This is a genomic window from Alteraurantiacibacter lauratis (genome assembly GCF_037154155.1).
GTDB classification, from domain to species: Bacteria; Pseudomonadota; Alphaproteobacteria; order Sphingomonadales; family Sphingomonadaceae; genus Alteraurantiacibacter; species Alteraurantiacibacter lauratis.
Map to the genome: position 1 here is coordinate 34,349 of NZ_JBANRN010000005.1, position 18,179 is coordinate 52,527.

16 protein-coding genes are annotated in these 18,179 nt (G+C 64.6%); 1 reads left to right on the forward strand and 15 read right to left on the reverse strand.

Features of this window, described 5'->3' with window-relative positions:
- Positions 1-27: 27 nt before the first annotated feature.
- The 8 genes from WFP39_RS06470 to truB form a co-directional block, all read right to left on the reverse strand.
- Positions 28-1,365 (reverse strand): MFS transporter, encoded by a 1,338-nt coding sequence (locus WFP39_RS06470; RefSeq protein WP_336918430.1) that lies wholly within the window; start codon positions 1,363-1,365, stop codon positions 28-30.
- Between the two features lie 78 nt (positions 1,366-1,443).
- Positions 1,444-2,043 (reverse strand): histidine phosphatase family protein, encoded by a 600-nt coding sequence (locus WFP39_RS06475; RefSeq protein ID WP_336918431.1) that lies wholly within the window; start codon positions 2,041-2,043, stop codon positions 1,444-1,446.
- 25 nt (positions 2,044-2,068) lie between these two features.
- Positions 2,069-3,016: an SDR family oxidoreductase gene (locus tag WFP39_RS06480; protein ID WP_336918432.1), complete on the reverse strand. Its 948-nt coding sequence runs from the start codon at positions 3,014-3,016 to the stop codon at positions 2,069-2,071.
- Between the two features lie 129 nt (positions 3,017-3,145).
- A complete protein-coding gene (locus WFP39_RS06485; RefSeq protein WP_336918433.1) occupies positions 3,146-4,207 on the reverse strand; it encodes a class I SAM-dependent methyltransferase in 1,062 nt (353 codons plus the stop codon).
- Positions 4,208-4,304: 97 nt separating this feature from the next.
- Positions 4,305-5,357, reverse strand: a complete 1,053-nt coding sequence (locus tag WFP39_RS06490) for a histidine kinase dimerization/phosphoacceptor domain -containing protein (RefSeq protein ID WP_336918435.1) — start codon at positions 5,355-5,357, stop codon at positions 4,305-4,307.
- 261 nt (positions 5,358-5,618) lie between these two features.
- On the reverse strand, positions 5,619-7,937 hold the full coding sequence (gene pnp / locus WFP39_RS06495) for a polyribonucleotide nucleotidyltransferase (protein ID WP_336918436.1): 2,319 nt from the start codon (positions 7,935-7,937) through the stop codon (positions 5,619-5,621).
- Between the two features lie 205 nt (positions 7,938-8,142).
- On the reverse strand, positions 8,143-8,412 hold the full coding sequence (gene rpsO, locus WFP39_RS06500) for a 30S ribosomal protein S15 (protein ID WP_336918437.1): 270 nt from the start codon (positions 8,410-8,412) through the stop codon (positions 8,143-8,145).
- Positions 8,413-8,437: 25 nt separating this feature from the next.
- The gene (gene truB, locus WFP39_RS06505) at positions 8,438-9,421 is read right to left on the reverse strand and encodes a tRNA pseudouridine(55) synthase TruB (protein WP_336918438.1); all 984 of its coding nucleotides are present in this window, start codon (positions 9,419-9,421) and stop codon (positions 8,438-8,440) included.
- Positions 9,422-9,511: 90 nt separating this feature from the next.
- On the opposite strand from truB, the gene WFP39_RS06510 reads away from it, so the two are divergent.
- Positions 9,512-11,131: an AbgT family transporter gene (locus tag WFP39_RS06510; protein ID WP_336918439.1), complete on the forward strand. Its 1,620-nt coding sequence runs from the start codon at positions 9,512-9,514 to the stop codon at positions 11,129-11,131.
- 3 nt (positions 11,132-11,134) lie between these two features.
- Here WFP39_RS06510 and rbfA read toward each other — a convergent pair whose 3' ends face one another.
- The 7 genes from rbfA to WFP39_RS06545 all read right to left on the reverse strand — a co-directional run bounded on the left by rbfA (position 11,135) and on the right by WFP39_RS06545 (position 18,125).
- Entirely contained in the window at positions 11,135-11,539 is a 405-nt protein-coding gene (gene rbfA, locus WFP39_RS06515) for a 30S ribosome-binding factor RbfA (protein WP_336918440.1), read from the reverse strand.
- A gap of 1 nt (position 11,540) precedes the next feature.
- Positions 11,541-12,077: a DUF1697 domain-containing protein gene (locus tag WFP39_RS06520; RefSeq protein ID WP_336918441.1), complete on the reverse strand. Its 537-nt coding sequence runs from the start codon at positions 12,075-12,077 to the stop codon at positions 11,541-11,543.
- A gap of 55 nt (positions 12,078-12,132) precedes the next feature.
- Positions 12,133-14,688: a translation initiation factor IF-2 gene (infB, locus tag WFP39_RS06525; protein ID WP_336918443.1), complete on the reverse strand. Its 2,556-nt coding sequence runs from the start codon at positions 14,686-14,688 to the stop codon at positions 12,133-12,135.
- A 4-nt stretch (positions 14,689-14,692) separates the two neighbouring features.
- Positions 14,693-15,460 (reverse strand): DUF448 domain-containing protein, encoded by a 768-nt coding sequence (locus tag WFP39_RS06530; protein ID WP_336918444.1) that lies wholly within the window; start codon positions 15,458-15,460, stop codon positions 14,693-14,695.
- Positions 15,441-17,093, reverse strand: a complete 1,653-nt coding sequence (gene nusA / locus WFP39_RS06535; RefSeq protein WP_336918445.1) for a transcription termination factor NusA — start codon at positions 17,091-17,093, stop codon at positions 15,441-15,443. Before nusA ends, WFP39_RS06530 begins: the two co-directional genes overlap by 20 nt.
- Entirely contained in the window at positions 17,093-17,650 is a 558-nt protein-coding gene (rimP, locus tag WFP39_RS06540; RefSeq protein ID WP_336918447.1) for a ribosome maturation protein RimP, read from the reverse strand. The genes nusA and rimP overlap by 1 nt, the downstream gene beginning before the upstream one ends.
- Before the next feature lie 166 nt (positions 17,651-17,816).
- Positions 17,817-18,125, reverse strand: coding sequence for a hypothetical protein (locus WFP39_RS06545; protein ID WP_336918449.1), 309 nt, complete (start codon positions 18,123-18,125; stop codon positions 17,817-17,819).
- Between the last annotated feature and the right edge of the window lie 54 nt (positions 18,126-18,179).

The window sequence follows — 18,179 nt, forward strand, 5'->3', positions numbered from 1 at the left end:
AGCCAACCCCTCCGAGCCAGGAAGGCATCAGCTCCGGCTGGCTGGCGGCACTTGCCGATCCACCACAAAGGCCGCCGCAGACACCATGGCCGATGCCACCAGCAGCACGGCGAAGAACGGCACCACGCTGGTGCCGCCCCATTGCAGCAAGGTTCCGCCAAAGGCGGTAGCAAGGAACGCGCCCACCCGGCTCATGAAAATGCCAAAGCCGATGCCCGCCGAACGGCAGCTTTGCGGATAGCCCAGCGCCATGATGACATACATCGCGGCCATGCAGGCGCTGAACACCGCGCCCGCCAATCCCACCAGACAGGTAACAACCAGCCGCTGCGCTGCATCCGGTTCGGCGGGCAAGGCCTGCACCTGCCAGCCCAGCGCCAGAATCACGAGGCACAGCGTGGCACTGAACAGGCTCATGATCAGGCGCGATCCGTAACGCCGCACCAGCACGCCCGCCAGCACCGATCCGGCGATCGAGGTGATCCCGGCGATGGAAACCGCGCGGCTCGCTTCGGCAAAATCGAATCCCGCCGTGGTCAGGAATGTGGTCGTCCAGCTCAATATGCCGAACGCCACCAGCGCGGCAGAAGAAAAGGCAATACCGACGCCGATATTGAACCGCGTGTTGGACGGGTGCAGCACACCGATATGCCCCTCGCCCTCGGCCTGCGCGGGCTTGGCTTCTGGCAGCAGCTCCTCCGGCGCGCCCAGCACGCGGGCGGCGTTGCGCCGCGCCGCCTCCGCCTTGCCCCGTTCGAGCAGGAAGGACGGGCTGTCGCGCAGGATCAGCGCCACCAGCACGCACACGGCCAGCAGGCCCAGCCCCAACACCGCAAACGTGCCTTCCCAGCCGCTTGCGGCCGACAGGCCCGGTGCAAGCCAACCCGCGACCGTGCCGCCAATCGGCACGCCCACGGTCAATGTGCTGACCGCCACCGGCCGCCAGCGTTCCGCCAGCCACTCGCTGGCAAGCGAGAGGACATTGGGATAGACCCCGCCGACGCCAAGCCCGGTGAACAGCCGCCAGATCGCCAGTTCCCACACGCCGGTGGTGGTCGCAGAACCCATCGCCGCCAGCGCATAGCCAAGCGCGGCAATGGCGATTGTCCAGCGCCGCCCGATCCGGTCGCCCAGCCAGCCGCCGCCCCACGCACCCACGCCAAAGCCGATGATCGCCGCGCTCATCGCGATGCCGAATTCGCCGCGCTCCACGCCGAATGCCTCCATCACCAGCGGCGCGACCACGCCCAGCAGTTGCAGCGCCACCCCGGCCCCGATCAGCACGCACATGCAAACCGCCAGCGTGGCCCATTGGAAAGGCCGCATCGGCAGCGCGTTCAATGCATCAACGAAAGTGCGGGCCATGTCAGGCAGCCCCTTCGGCTGGAGCCAAGGCGGTGCGATGTGTCATGCCGTGATCCTCTCGCATTAGGCGGCGCCGGTTCAGCTTACCGCGATCTCCTCCACCCAGCCGCGTTCCAGCCGGTGAATACAGTCAGGCTCTATCGTGTGATGGAGCAGCATCGCATCGCGCCCCTCGCCTGCATAGAGCGCACGCAGGATCGCGCCCGATATGGCGTGGCCCACCACGATCAGCCGGGCATTGCCTGCCCAGCGCAGCCAGCCCCACAGGCGCTCGACCGCCGCGTCCAGCCCTTCGCCGTCGAGACAATGATGCGCCCAGGCGGACAGGAAGGTCGGCTCCTCCTCCACCAGTGGATCGCGCGCGCCGATGGAGGCGTAATGGTGCTTCTCCCATGAACCGCAGCCGACCTCGACCAGCCGCGCATCGGTGATGACCGGGCCGGCTACTGGCGCTTGCGTGCCCATTGCCTCGCGCAGGATCAGCGCAGACTGGTGCGCGCGCGGCTGCGGGCTGGACAGGATTTGATAGTCCGCTTCGCCATCGAGCATCCCGCGCAGACGTTCGCCCGCGCTGCGCATCTGTTCGCGCCCCAGGCTGGTGAGCGGACTGTCGAGGCTGCCTTCGATCCGGCGTTCAAGGTTGAAGTGGGTCTGGCCGTGGCGCAGCAGGTAGATCATCGTCAGCGGCCTTTCCCGTGTCCAACTATTGCCCGCCAGCGGGGGAGCGCGAACCGAGGTCGAGCGCCATGTCGCCCGGATCCTCCTGCGGCACGGGCCGGTTGCCCGGCGCCATCAGATTGCGCACCTGTTCGGCGCGCATGGTTTCAAACTTCACGCGGCCCGGCGTGGGCTCGTCGAGCGGGAAGGCCTCCTCGATCTCGCGGTGGCGCTGTTTCACCTCATCCAGGAATTCGCGGTTGGTGAAGATGTAGAACCGGTTGGCCTTTATAGCCTCCACCACCGCGCGGCCGGTATCGAGCGGGTCGATCGCGCCGCGCATCGCATCCCACAGATCTTTCAGGAATTGCGGTGCGTTCTCTGCATCGATGGATGGATCATCTTCCGGCAGCGGCACCAGCGCGGTGCGCGTGGCGCCGGGGAACAGGCAGGACACGCCGATGCCCTTGGGCGCCAGTTGCATCCTCAGGCTCTCCGAAAAGCCGCGCACGGCGTATTTGGCGGTGGAATAGGCGGCAAGGCCGGGCAGCGGGACGATGCCGGCCATGCTGCTGGTGTTGACGATATGCCCGCCTTCGCCCTGCGCGCGGATGATCGGGGCGACAATCTTGGTGCCGTTCACCACCCCGCCAAGGTTCACCGCGATGGCCTTGTCCCAATCGTCGAAATCGGGGCTGGCCGCGGTGCCGCCGCCATTCACCCCGGCATTGTTGCACAGCACGTGGATCTTGCCGAAATGGGCCAGCGTTTCCTCCACCGCGGCCTTGAGATTGGCGCGGTCCGCGACATTGGCTTTCACGAAAAAGGCGGCGTTATTGCCTGCCAGTTCCACCTTGGCCTTGGCGATATGCGCGTCACTCCAATCGGCAAGGCTGACCTTCATGCCCTCGGCAAGAAAGGCTTTTGCCATGCCAAGGCCAATGCCGCTGGCCCCGCCGGTGATGAAGGCAACCCGCCCTTCGAGATGTTCCATAAGCTGCGCTCTCTCCCCCGCTTTTCCCTTTGGCCGCGGGTTGGCCCGCGCGGCGTCGCCTCTCGCACTGTAACGCAAGAAAGCGGCGAGGGAAGCGCAGATGCCGCGCCTCCCCCGGTTGCACCGCAATCAGGCGCGCGCTTCGAGCACCATGTTCGTGGGCGTCTGCGTGGCGCGGCGCACATGGGCAAAACCGCCCTCGTTCAGCACGCGTGCCAACCGTTTCTCGCCCGCCTGCGCGCCAAGGCCATAGCCGACTTCCTGGCTGAGCGAGACAGGCACGCAGCCCATGCACGAGAAGCCGTAGAAAATCTGCCCCATCGGGTGCATGTTGTCGGCCATGCGGTCGCCCGCCATCGGTTCCACCACCATGAAGGTCCCGTCGGGTTTCAAGGCCGCCTTGATATGCGCGGCCGCGCCTACGGGGTCGCCCATATCGTGCAGCGCGTCAAAGATGCAGGCGAAATCGAACCCGTCGCCTTCAAAGTCCTGCGCCCTGGCGTGGACGAAGCTGACATTGGTGAGCCCTTCCTCCGCCGCGCGGGCACGCGCGGTTTCGATCGAGGGCAAGTGGAAATCGATGCCGACGAAGGTGGAATTGGGGTATTCCTTCGCCATCAGGATCGTGCTGGTGCCGTATCCGCAGCCGATATCGGCCACCTTGGCGCCTGCCTTCAGCTTGTCCACCACCCCGTCAAGCGCGGGGAGCCAGTTGGGGATGAGGTTCATCTCGTAACCGGGGCGGAAGAAGCGGTCGGTGCCGCAGAACAGGCATTGCGAATGGTCGCTCCACGGCCGGCCCTTGCCGGTCTTGAAAGTTTCCACCGCCTTTTCGTGCATTTCATACTGCGCGACCACGGCCTGAATGAAGCCCTGCATACAGGCGGGCTGGCCTTCGCGGGTAAAGACCAGCGCCTTTTCCGGCGGCAGGCAGAAGGTTTCGGCCTCCGGATCGAAATCGACATATCCGGCGGCTGATACCGACCCCAGCCATTCGCGCAGATATTTCGGCTCCAGCCCCGTCTTGGCAGCCAGCTGATTCAGCGTCATCGGCCCTTCGCCGTCCATCGCGGCGAAAACGCCCGCCTGATCGCCCATATAGGCCATCATCAGGCTGACTGCGCCAGCGACATCGTGCATTACCTTGCCAGCCATTTCCTGGACCTTGGCAAAGTCGATCTCTTCACTCATTTCTGCTGCTCTCCCCGAAGTGCGGCCGTGATTGCGGCCTGTTTTGCCCTGCCTAGCACCACGCAGGGCTGGCACGCAAAGCCAAACGGCGGGGTTTTCAAGCGGAGGCGGAAGCCTCGCGCCACATTTCCTGCACATGGGCCCGTCCCGCCGCCCGCGGCGACGCGTTGGCATCGCGCACGGGAAAGCGCAGGAGCGAACAGGTGCCGCCCGCCGCGCGCGGAACCATGCTGAATTCGCCGCCCAGGCTGCCCGCCAGGCTGCGCGCAATGCGCAGGCCCAGACTTCCGCTGGCCGCCATGGTGAACCCGTCGGGCAGGCCCGCGCCATCGTCCTCCACCGCGATGCTTAGAAAGGGCGCGGTGGCACCCGCGTCGTCCGGCTGATCCTGCGTGATGCGCACCACCACCTCGCCGCCGCCACCGGGGCCATAGCCGTGCTCCAGCGCGTTGGAGACCGCCTCGGTGACGATCAGCGCCACGGGAATCGCCTGTTCGGCCGGCAACAGCCGGTCACGCGTCGCCTCCAGCCGGATGGACACTGCGCTGCCTTGCGCGCTGTCGACCAGATCCTGCACCAGCGGCCCAAGCAGGGCGGACAGGCTGCGCTGCGATCCTTCGGGATTGTAGAGCGTGCGCTGGATCTTGCCCACCACGCTGACGCGCCGCACTGCTTGTTCCACCGCGATGCGCGCGGGCTCATCTTCCACCCGCCGCGCCTGCATGGCCAGCAGCGAACCAATCATCTGGAGATTATTGCCCACGCGGTGCTGCAATTCGTGGAACAGCAATTCGCGGCTGCGCGCCAGGTCGCGATTCCGCCGCCGTTCTTCATCCAGCCCGCGAAAGGCGATCTGGAGCAGGTGGATCGTCACCACATTGACCACGGTGACAAAGCAATAGAGCGCCATTGCCCAGCCCGGCGGGCCGTCGAGGCTGAGCGAGCCGGTCGGCGCGATAAAGAACCAGCGCGACAGGACAAAACCCAGAACCGTGCTGGCCACCCCGCCCCACAGCCCGAACAGCAGCGCGCTGATCAGGACGGCGGGGAAGAAGGTAACATAAGGAAAGCCCGGTGGCAGGAAATCCGCCAACGCCAGCCGCAGCAGAAAGGCAAGGCCGGTCATGGCCAGCGCCGCCGGAACGGCCACCAAAGGCCTGCCGCCCAACAGGGGCAGGCCCCGAAACAGATGTTGAACAGTGCGTGCGGGCATAAACGGAAAACTTAATGATCCTTTGAGCGATGCCCGACTCAGCGTGAGCCAGCGGATGCTAGCATGAGATGTGCGAAAGCAAGGGATGGAAAAGGCCGCGGCAGCATAGCCCCCGCGGCCTTTTCCCTTGTGCTTTTGCAAGGAAGGTTTCGCGCCCGTCCCTGCGCGATCCCCCCAGTCGAGCCCCCCGGTCGAGCTTTAGTCGTCCTTCAGGAAGGCCGGCAGGTGGCCGGCGCCGCCGTTGTTGTCGTCGCCGTTATCATCGCGGCGCGGACGGTCTCCGCCGCCAGAGCGTGGGCCGCGATCGCGGTCCCCACCACGGCCGCCGCCGCCCGAACGCGGGCCGCGGCGATCACCGCCTCGGTCTCCGCGATCGCCGCGCGGTTCACGCGGTTCGCGTGCGGGGCGGGTGTCTTCCAGCTCTTCACCGGTTTCCTGATCCACCACACGCATCGACAGGCGAACCTTGCCGCGCGGATCGATTTCGAGAACCTTGACCTTAACTTCCTGCCCTTCGGACACGACGTCGGTCGGCTTTTCCACGCGCTCGTTCTTCATTTCGGACACGTGGACGAGGCCATCCTTGCCGCCCATGAAGTTCACGAATGCGCCGAAATCGACGATGTTCACGACCTTGCCGGTGTAGATCTTGCCGACTTCGGCTTCTTCCACAATGCCCGAAATCCACGCCCTGGCGGCTTCGATCTGGGCCATGTCGGACGAGGAGATCTTGATCACGCCTTCATCGTCAATGTCCACCTTCGCGCCGGTTTCGGCCACGATTTCGCGGATCACCTTGCCGCCCGTGCCGATCACATCGCGGATCTTCGACTTGTCGATCTGCATGGTGACGATGCGCGGGGCATGGGCCGACAGTTCGGTGCGGGCAGAGCCGAGCGCCTTGGTCATTTCGCGCAGGATATGCGCCCGGCCGGCCTTGGCCTGTTCCAGTGCCTTGGCCATAATTTCCTTGGTGATTCCGGCAATCTTGATGTCCATCTGGAGCGAGGTGATGCCGTTTTCGGTGCCAGCCACCTTGAAATCCATGTCGCCCAGGTGATCTTCGTCACCCAGGATGTCGGACAGCACGGCAAATTCGTCACCTTCGAGGATCAGGCCCATGGCGATGCCGGAAACCGGCGCCTTGATCGGCACGCCGGCATCCATCATCGACAGACAGCCGCCGCACACGGTCGCCATCGAGGAGGAGCCGTTGCTCTCCGTAATGTCGGACAGGATGCGGATGGTGTAGGGGAAATCTTCCTTGGACGGCAGCACCGGATGCAGCGCGCGCCATGCCAGCTTGCCATGGCCCACTTCGCGGCGACCGGGCGCGCCGAAACGGCCCACTTCGCCCACCGAATAAGGCGGGAAGTTGTAGTGCAGCATGAACGACTGGTACGAAAGGCCTTCCAGCCCGTCGATCATCTGTTCCGCATCCTTGGTGCCCAGCGTGGTGGTGCAGATCGCCTGCGTTTCCCCGCGCGTGAACAGCGCCGAACCGTGCGTGCGCGGCAGGAAGCCCACCATGCTTTCGATCGGGCGCACCTGATCCAGCTTGCGTCCGTCGATGCGCTGGCCGTCCTTCAGGATGGCGGTGCGCACGATATCGGCTTCCAGCTTCTTCATGGTCTTGATGGCGACCATCTGCGTCTGCGGGCCTTCATCGGCGAAGGCTTCCTTGGCCTTCGCCCGCGCTTCGTTCAGCGCGTTCGAACGGGCGGACTTGTCGGTCAGCTTGTAGGCGGCGGCAATATCCGCGCCCACCAGATCCTTCAGCTTCGCCTTGATCTCGGCGGTGTTGTCCGACAGGTCGACTTCCCACGGATCCTTGGCGGCCTGTTCGGCCAGCTTGATGATCGCGCCGATGACCTTGCGGCTTTCCTCGTGCGCGAACATGACCGCGCCGAGCATTTCCTCCTCGGTCAGCTCCTTGGCTTCCGATTCCACCATCATCACCGCGTCGTGCGTGGCGGCGACAACCAGGTCGAGGCGGCCGTCTTCCAGCGCCTTGTCCTGCTTGGGGTTGAGGACATATTCCCCATCAATGAAGCCCACGCGGCACGCGCCGATGGGGCCCATGAAGGGCACGCCCGAAATCGTCAGCGCGGCCGAGGCCGCAACCATCGCCAGCACATCGGGCTCGTTCTCGCCATCAAAGGAAAGAACCTGACAGATAACATTGATTTCGTTGTAGAAACCTTCGGGAAACAGCGGGCGGATCGGACGATCGATCAGGCGGGAAATCAGCGTTTCCTTTTCCGTCGCGCCGCGTTCACGCTTGAAGAAGCCGCCCGGAATACGGCCGGCGGCGGAGAACTTTTCCTGATAGTGGACGGTAAGGGGGAAGAAATCCTGCCCTTCCTTCACGCTCTTGGCGGCAGTCACCGCGCACAGAACAACGGTTTCGCCCAGAGTGGCGAGGACCGCGCCGTCAGCCTGACGGGCAATGCGGCCGGTTTCCAGAGTGAGGGTCTTGCCGCCCCACTCCAGCGATACAGTCTTGGTGTCGAACATATTTATCCTTCGAACCCGCGCCGCCAGATTGCGTGCGCGGGGTTTGCTGCCGGGTAATCCGCCCCGGTTGCGGTCTGGGGCATAATTCGCGCCCCGTGTCCCCTTCCCGCCGAATTGCAGGAAACGGCTGTGCTGGCGCGGCCATCGAACAGCCCTTGCGCCAAAAGCGAAAGGGCGGCCTTTCCGGCCGCCCTCCCGAAAACTCTTACTTGCGAAGACCCAGCTTCTGGATCAGCGCGTTGTACCGGCCCACATCCTTGCTCTTGAGATAGGCAAGGAGGCTGCGCCGCTTGTTAACCATCTTGAGCAGACCACGGCGGGAATGGTTATCCTTGTGGTTGGTCTTGAAATGCTCGGTCAGGTTGCGGATACGTTCAGTCAGAATCGCGACCTGCACTTCGGGGCTGCCGGTATCACCGGGGGCCTGCGCATTGTCGGCAATCACTTCGGCCTTGCGTTCAGCAGAAATTGTCATCTCGTCTTCTTCACCTTTCGCAGCATCATGCGATGTTGAAACCCCGCACGACCATGGCCGTGCCTCCCGATATGTCCACCAGCGCAACCGGAACATCGCCCAGTTTTGCGAGGTAAAGCCCGTCGGGATTGGGCAATCCGGAAATGACCCGGCCCTGGCGGACCGCCTGCGCGCTTTCCGGATCGAGTGACAGGGCCAGGATGCCGTCCAGCCCCGCCTCCAGCGGCAGGAGGTGGTCTTTCAAGCCCGCGCCTCTACCGATTTCCTCCAGCTTGTCCAGCGAAATCGCCTGCTCTTGGACAAACGGCCCCGCCTTTATCCGCCGCAGATAGGTGACATGGCCCACCGTACCCAGGGCGTGCGCGATGTCGCGCGCAAGGCTGCGGATATAGGTGCCCTTGGACACATGCGCGATCAGCGTGACGCTGTCCGCCAGTTCCAGCGGCGCGGATGGATCATAGGGATCGGGCCGCCCGGCGGTGGTGGCAAAGGCCGAATCCACCGCATCGAACTGCCCCCCGCCTTCCATCACCAGCGAATGAATTGTGACGCGCCGCGTCGCCATTTCCACCGCCTCGCCCGCGCGGGCCAGATCATAGGCGCGCTTGCCATCCACCTTGATCGCGGAAAAGGCCGGCGGCACCTGATCGATGGGGCCGGTAAAAGCATCAAGAATTGCCGCTACCGCGGCGCGGGGCGGGCGCCGGTCGCTGGTCGCCACCACCTGCCCCTCGGTATCGAGCGTGTCGGTCTCTTCCCCAAAGGCGATGGTAAAGGCGTAAATCTTGTCGGCATCGAGCATGCGGCCTGCCAGCTTGGTCGCCTCGCCCAGCGCGATGGGCAGCACCCCTTCGGCCAGCGGGTCGAGCGTGCCGCCATGCCCCACCTTCACCTTGTCATATCCGCCCTCGCGTAGCACACGCTTGACCATGCCCACGGCTTGCGTGGAACCAAGCCCGCGTGGTTTATCGAAGATGAGCCAGCCATGGGGGTGCAAAAGATCGGTCATGGCACTGCCTTGGGGATTTTTGCGCGACTGGTAAAGACCGCAAGCCTGCGCCATGCTAGGCAACAAGTTTCCGATGAAAAGGGATCATCCGTGACAGTAAGCAGGCCCGCCGCCCCCTCACCATCGCAGAAGGGTTTCCTCGGCTGGATCGAAAGGACAGGCAACAAGCTGCCCGATCCCGTTTTCCTGTTCCTGTGGCTGATCCTCGGCCTCGTCGCGGTATCGGTGGCGGCATCGCTGGCGGGCTGGAGCGTGCCGCACCCGGCCGAGATCGACCCTGATACCGGCCAGCCGCGCGTGATCGCCGCCACCAGCCTGCTTTCGGCCGACAATATCCGCCGCCTGTGGGTGGAAATGCCCACCACCTTCACGCACTTTCACCCGCTGGGTTATGTGCTTGTGGTGATGCTGGGCGCAGGCGTAGCCGAAAAGGTGGGGCTGTTCGGCACGGCCATGCGCGCAGGTGTGCGCGACGCCCCGCGCGCTTTGCTGACCCCCATCGTGGTGGCCGTGGGCATGATGGGCAATCTGGCGGCAGACGCGGCCTATGTCGTGTTGATCCCGCTGGCGGGCATCATCTTCCATGCCGCCGGGCGGCACCCGATTGCGGGCATTGCGGCCAGTTTCGCCGGCGTATCGGGCGGCTTTTCGGCCAATCTTCTGCCGGGCCAGCTCGACGCGCTGCTGTTTGGCATTACCGAAGCGGCGGTGGAAAGCACCTTCGGCGCCTTTGCCGCCAATATTGCGGGCAATTGGTATTTCATTGCCGCCATGTTCTTCCTGTTCCTGCCGGTGATCTGGTACGTTACCGACCGCATTATCGAGCCGCGCCTTGGCACCTGGGATGCCGCGCGGGCCGGCACGGCCCACGCTGACGAGCCCGCCGACCGTCCATTGACCGATGCGGAGCGCAAGGGTCTTCGCCATGCGGGCCTTGCTGTGCTGGCGGTGTGCGCATTGTGGGCCTTTTTCGCCCTCGGCCCCGGCACCCCCTTGATTGACGAAGATGCCTCGCCCGAAGCGCAGCTGACGCCGTTTTATCAGAGCCTTGTGGCGGGTTTCTTCCTGCTCTTCATCCTGGCCGGCTGGGCCTATGGCCGGGCGACCGGCGCGATCAGTAACCACCGCGACCTTGTGAAAATGATGGCAGGCGCGATGGAGGATCTGGCCTATTACCTGGTGCTGGCCTTTGCCGCGGCGCATTTCGTGGCCATGTTCGGCTGGTCGAACCTTGGCCTGATCCTGGCGGTGAACGGGGCCGATTTCCTCAGCCATTCGGGCCTGCCTGCCTGGGCCTTGCTCGCCGCGATCATCCTGGTGGCCGCCGCGCTGAACCTGCTGGTGGGATCGGCCAGTGCGAAGTGGGCGCTGCTGTCGCCCGTGCTGGTGCCGATGCTGATGCTGCTGGGCATTTCGCCCGAAATGGCGACGGCGGCCTACCGCGTGGGCGACAGCGCCACCAATATCATCACGCCGCTGATGGTCTATTTCCCGCTGATCCTGATTTTCTGCCAGCGCTGGCAGAAGGATTTCGGCCTTGGCTCGCTTGCGGCAACGATGCTTCCCTATTCAATGGCGCTGCTGGCAGTGGGCGTGGCGATGACGATCGGCTGGGTGGCGTTCGACCTGCCGCTGGGGCCGGGGGCCGGTGTGTTTACCGATGTGCCTTTCGCGCCGGCGGCATCGGCGGCGGAGGCGACGGCGCCGTAAGCCTCAGCCTTCCTCGCCATCCTCCAGATCGCGCCGCACCTTGGGATCGTGCAGCAGCCGGTCGATGCGGCTCGCCTCGTCAAAGCTCTCGTCCGGCTGGAACCGCAGCTTGGGCGCGAATTTGAGGCCGAGGCGGTGCGCGACCTCGCGCTGGAAAAAGGCGGTGTTTACCTGCAAGGCTTTCACCACCTTCGCCTCCTCATGGCCCAGCAGCGGCTTCACATAGACCTTCGCCTGCCTGAGATCGGGCGACATGCGCACCTCGGTCACGCTGACAGTAGCTGCGGACAGCACATCGTCCTGCACCTCCCCGCGCGCGAGCAGCTCGGACAGGATATGGCGCACGCGCTCCCCCACCTTGAGCAGGCGGACCGAGGGTTCAACTGAGGATGTGTGGTGGCGGGGCATTCTAGGAATCCATCTTGGCAAGTATACGCCGCAACGAGCGAATGTTGCGAGCCGTTCCGCGCGGCATTTTCAGCTTGGCGCGGCGCATGGCCGGATCGAGAAGCGACCGCCCCCCCCCCTCGACATAATCGATATGAAAACAATGCGTGCCCGGCGCCAGCCGTTCCGGCCCGGCGTAACTTTGCACAAAGGCCATCAATTCATCGCGGTCATACGCGGCGGAGAGGAACACCGTGTGCACCAGCTTTTCCTCCCCATCATCGGTAAAGGGGTTTTCCGCAATCGCCGCAGCCAGCGCATCGCGGGTAAGAACCACGGCAAACGTATCAAACCCGAACGCCTCGCGCACGACATAACCCAGCTTTTCCGCCAGACCTTCGGTAGGGCGGTCTTCGTGATCGAACAGCACATTGCCGCTGGCGACGACCGTCTCGACGCCCTCGAAATCCTCTCGTTCCAGCACATCGCGCAGATCCGCCATCGACAGCCGGTTGCCGCCCACATTGATCGCGCCGAACAGGGCCACGTAACGGGTCATGATCCTTGCCCTTTGCCCACCCCCGCCCCCTCCCGCCTGCGGGAGGGGCAAGAGGTTATAGCGTACGCTCGCGTTCCTCGACTTCGAATATTTCGAGCATGTCGCCCGGCTTGATGTCGTTCGTGTCGGCCAGCACCACGCCGCATTCGAGGCCTGCGCGCACTTCGTCGACATCGTCCTTGAAGCGCCGCAACGAGGCAACCGTGGTGGCCGAGACGATCACATCGTCGCGGGTGAGGCGGGCGTTGAGGCCCTTGCGGATGATGCCTTCCAGCACCAAGAGGCCCGCCGCCTTGTCGCGCTTGCCCGCCGGGAACACCTGCTTGACCTCGGCGCGGCCCACCACATGTTCGATGCGTTCCGGCCCCCAGATGCCCGCCATCTCCTTCGCCACATCGGCGGTGAGGTGGTAGATGACATCGTAATACATCATCCGGGTCTTGTGCCGTTCGATCTGCTGGCGCGCATTGGCGTTGGGACGCACGTTGAAGCCGATGATCGGCGCCTTGCTGGCCGCGGCCAGCGTCACGTCGCTTTCGGTAATCGCGCCCACGCCTGCATTGAGCACGCGCACCTTGATCTCGTCATTCGAGAGGTTGTGGAGCGCGGTGACGATGGCCTCCACACTGCCCTGCACATCCGCCTTCACCACCACCGGATATTCGATCACGCTGCTCTTCAGGCTGGAGAACATGGTGTCGAAATTGGTGGGGGCGAGCGTGGTGCGCTTCTCGGTCTCGCGCTGCTGGCGGAACGCGGCGACTTCGCGGGCGCGCTGTTCGTTTTCGACCACGGTGAGCGAATCGCCCGCCTGCGGCACGCCGCCAAGGCCGAGCACTTCGACCGGAGTAGCCGGGCCCGCCTGCTTGATCTGCTGCCCGCGATCGTCGATCAGCGCGCGCACACGGCCGCTTTGCGTGCCGGCCACGAAGGTATCGCCAACCTTGAGTGTGCCGCGATTGACCAGCACGGTTGCCACCGGGCCGCGACCCTTGTCGAGCTTGGCCTCGATCACGGTTGCATCGGCCAGACGATCGGGATTGGCCTTCAGCTCCATCAGTTCGGCCTGAAGCAGGATCTTCTCGATCAGATCGTCCAGCCCCGCGCCGGTCTTGGCGGACACTTCCACATCCTGCACATCGCCCGACATCGCCTCGACCACCACTTCGTGTTCAAGCAGGCGTTCGCGGATCTTCTGCGGATTGGCTTCGGGCTTGTCGCACTTGTTGATCGCCACGATCATTGGCACGCCGGCCGCCTTGGTGTGATTGATCGCCTCGATCGTCTGCGGCATGATCCCGTCATCGGCGGCCACCACCAGAATGACGATATCGGTGACATTCGCGCCGCGCTGACGCATCTGCGTGAAGGCCGCGTGGCCCGGCGTGTCGAGGAAGGTGATCTTGTCCTTGTTCTTGGTCGTGATCTGGTAGGCGCCGATATGCTGGGTGATGCCGCCGGCTTCGCCCTTCACCACATTGGCCCCGCGCAGCGCGTCGAGCAGGCTGGTCTTGCCGTGATCAACATGGCCCATGACCGTGACCACGGGCGGGCGCGGCTTCAGCGTATCTTCGGGATCCTGATCCTCGGACGTGTCGATGTCGACATCGCTTTCGGACACGCGGGTGATGTTGTGGCCGAATTCGGTGACCAGCAGTTCTGCGGTATCCTGGTCGATCGTCTGGTTGACAGTGACCATCATGCCCATGTTGAACAGGGCCTTCACCAGGTCGGCGCCCTTTTCGGCCATGCGGTTGGCCAATTCCTGCACGGTGATCGCTTCGGGCACGACCACGTCGCGCACCTGCTTTTCGCGCTGCTGGCTCTGCCCCGAATAATGCGCGCGGCGTTCCTTTTCCCGCGCACGCTTCAGCGCGGCGAGCGAGCGGGCGCGAGCGCCCTCGTCCTCGTTCAGCGCGCGGTTGACCGTCAGTTTGCCGCGGCGGTTCTCCCGCTCGGACACCTTGCCGGCACCCGGCTTGCGATCAGAACGGTCAGGAGCCTTCTTGGTTTCCTTGGGCGCGGCTTCGGCGCGCCTGGGTTCGGGCCGTTCAACCGGTGTGAAACGGCGCGGCGCGGGCGGCGATGGCGCAGTCGTTGCATCACTTTCGGGCGCTGCGGCATGTTCCGCCACGGGCGCTTCCGGAGCAGCAGGTGCAGCTTCTTCGGCCGGAGCGGCGGAGGCCTCTTCCTCTGCGCGTCTTTCCTGGGCGCGGTTTTCCTCGGCCCGGCGCTTTTCTTCCTCGATCGCACGAAGCTTCTCCTCCTCCTCGCGGCGGCGGGCTTCCTCGGCCAGGCGCAGGCGGTCTTCCTCGGCCTCGCGCTGGAGGCGGGCGACGCGTTCCTGCGGCGTTTCGCCGGCAGGAGCGGACGGGCGCGGTGCGGGCGGGGGCGGCGGTGGAGGCGGCGCCACGGCAACGGGCGGCGGCGGCGGTGGGGCAGCGGCTTCGGGCGCCCCCGGCTTGCCGAGCACACGGCGGCGCTTCACCTCGACCACCACCTTGTTGGTGCGGCCGTGGCTGAAGGTCTGCTTGACCTCGCCCGCATCGACCGAACGCTTCAGCCCCAAAGGCTTGCGTTCACGCTGCGGCTTGTCTTCGTTATCGCTCATACGCCTACCGATTTCCTTCAAAATTCAATTCGTTGTCGTCAACATCTTGGGCAATATCAGGCTGGTCGCCCGCATTGCCCGCACCGCTGTCAGCCGTGCCGGAATAAGCCCCGATAAAGGTCGCAAAACGCCCCAGCGGGACAGATACCCGCTGTGCCGCAGCATGGTCCACCAAGGCCAGGTGAACGACATTGTCGCGGCCCAATGCCACAGACAGGGCATCGCGGTCCAGTGGCAGCCTTGTGCCGACAAGGCCGGAGCCTTCTTCGTCCAGCCCTACGCGCCATGCCTTATCCAGCTTGCGCGCACCATCAGCGCTGGCATCTGCCGCATGATACAGCGCCGCCACCTTGCCCATCCGCGCCTCGTTCGCGATCCTGTCCGATCCCAGGATCAGCTTGCCCGAACGCAGTTCAAGCCCCAGCCGGTCAAGCAAGGCGCGCCGCAGCGCCGCCTCTGCCAGATCGGGCAGGTCGGCCGGAATGATCAGCGCGCCTGTTTTGAACGCGCGGGAAAGTGCGCTCTTCAGCTTGCCGCTGGCCAAAGCCTCGGCCAGGGCGGCCTTGTCCACGCCGATCCACGCGCCGCGTCCGGGGGCCTTGGCATGGGCATCGGGCATCACCAAGCCGTCGGGCGAAACGGCCAGCCGCAGCAGATCGTCACGAGCCGTGGTCTCGCCGGTCAGCACGCACCGACGCTCAGGGGCATCGCTGCCCCCACGCGCATTGCCCGATATGTCGGAACCTAGCGGCTCATTGCGAGGATTCCGCATGGGCGGCCTCCTCATCTGCGGAGCCGGCCGCCGGAGCGGCCTCGTCCTCATCCGCGAACCAATGCGCGCGGGCCGCCATGATGATCTCGTTGCCCTGTTCTTCCGACAGGCCAAACGCGCCCAGCACACCGCCCTTGTCGCCTTCGCGGACATTGCGGCGCAGTTGCGGGCCGTCGGCATTGCGGCGGCGCTGCGCCTCGCGCTTCTTGGCGATCAGTTCGTCGGTCGCAAGGTCAGCCAGATCGTCGAGCGTCTTGATGCCCGCCTTGCCCAGCACCACGAGCATTTCTTCGGTCAGATGCGGGATTTCGGCCAGCGCGTCCTCCACGCCCAATTCACGGCGCTGTTCGCGGAAAGCTTCTTCCTTGCGCTCGATCGCTTCCTGCGCGCGGCTTTGCAGCTCCTCGGCCAGCTCCTCGTCGAAGCCTTCGATGCTCGCGAGTTCGGCGAGGTCGACATAGGCGACTTCCTCCAGCTCGGCGAAGCCTTCGGCGACCAGCAGCTGCGAGAGCGTTTCGTCGACGTCCAGCTCTTCCTCGAACATCTTGGAACGCTCGGCAAATTCCTTGCTGCGCTTTTCAGAGGCTTCTTCCTCGGTCATGATGTCGATCTGGTGCCCGGTCAGCTGGCTGGCGAGGCGCACATTCTGGCCGCGGCGGCCAATCGCCAGCGAAAGCTGGTCATCGGGCACCACCACTTCGATGCGGCCCTCGTCCTCGTCCAGCACCACGCGCGACACGGTGGCGGGCTGCAGCGCGTTGACCACGAAGGTCGCGGTGTCCTCGCTCCAGGGGATGATGTCGATCTTTTCGCCCTGCAATTCCTGCACCACCGCCTGCACGCGGCTGCCCTTCATGCCGACGCAGGCGCCGACCGGGTCAATGCTCGAATCGCGGCTGATCACGCCGATCTTGGCGCGGCTGCCCGGATCGCGGGCGGCGGCCTTGATCTCGATCACGCCGTCATAGATTTCGGGCACTTCCTGCGCGAACAGCTTCTTCATGAAGTCGGGGTGCGCGCGGCTGAGGAAAATCTGCGGGCCGCGGTTGTTGCGCTCCACCTTCAGGATCAGCGCGCGGATACGCTCACCCGGACGGGCGGCTTCGCGCGGAATCTGCTGGTCGCGCCGGATCACGCCTTCGGCGCGGCCAAGGTTGACGATCACATGGCCGAATTCGACCGACTTGATCACGCCGGTGATGACTTCGCCCGCACGGTCCTTGAATTCCTGGTACTGGCGCTCACGCTCGGCATCGCGCACCTTCTGGAAGATGACCTGCTTGGCGCTCTGCGCGTCGATGCGGCCAAGGTCCACCGGGGGCAGCGGATCGACGATGAAATCGCCCACCTTCGCACCCGGCTGCAGCTTTTGGGCCTGCTTGGGATCGACCTGCTTGAAGTAGTCTTCGACCTCCTCGACCACTTCGACCACGCGCCACAGGCGCAGATCGCCGGTCAGCGGGTCAAGCTTGGCGCGGATATCGTTTTCGGCACCGTAACGCGCGCGGGCGGCCTTCTGAATGGCCTCCTCCATCGCTTCGATCACGATTGCCTTGTCGATCATCTTTTCCGACGCGACGGCGGTGGCAATCGCGAGCAGTTCGGCCTTGTTGGCGGAAATCGGGGTGGCCATCAGTCTTCGACCTTCTCTTCCTCGGTGGATTCTTCGATTTCATCCGCCCCGCTCATGTCGAGCGGCTGGGTGGCGGCAATCAGCTTGTCTGTCAGCACCAGCTGGGCATGGGCAATCTGCGCCAGCGGCACATCCACCCGGCCCAGCTTGCGGTCTTCAATGGCGACCACATCGCCATCCAGGCCCAGTAATTCGCCCGACAGGCGGCGGTGTTCGTGGCCGGGCAGTAGCGCAATCTTCGCCTCGTGCCCCCTCCAGTTGGCGTAATCCTTGGGCCGGGTCAGCGGGCGGTCGATGCCGGGGCTCGACACTTCCAGCATATAGGCGCCGTCGACCAGCTCGCCCTCGGCCTCCTCCACCGCGTCAATCGCGGCGGAAATCGCGCGGCTGAGCGTGGCGCATTGCTCCACGATCATCTGCCCGGTGGCGGGATCCTCGGCCATGATCTGAAGCGTGCGCTCATCGCCCTCCCCGCTCAGCCGGACGCGCACGAGTTCAAAGCCGAGCGCGGTCGCTTCGGCTTCGATCAGCTGTGTCAGGCGCGGCATATTGGCCATGGGGCGTTGCGTATCCTTTCAATCCGGCAGCGTAACGACAAACCGGGTTTGGGCCGGCCCCTTGCGGCGCCAGCATCCGGAAATTGCCATTACAATGTCGGGATGAGCGGTTCTTAGGGGCTTGCGGCCAGAAAAGCAACAGGCCTTATCGCCGGACCTTCGCCAATCAGGTGTTGCAGAACCGGGCGACCTGGCTGTCCAGTTCGTCGAGCCGGGCGGCATCGCGGTCGGCCGTGCCCTGCTCCATCGCGCGATTCCATGCGTCTTCGGCGGCGCGGGTATATTGCGCGCATTGCTGCCGCTTCGCATCAGCCTGCGCTTCGGCCATGGTTTCGTTGATCGACTTGCCGCCAAGCGAGGCCTGCTCCTGCGCCATGAAGTTGTCGGCATTGCGTGGCGCGGACACGGCATAGGCAACCACGGCGGCAACCGCCACAGTTCCGGCAAGGGCGGCAATTCCTCGACCAATGCTCATCATTCCACTCCATCAGGATGCTATTCTCCTGATCTTACGAAAGGATGCCTAATT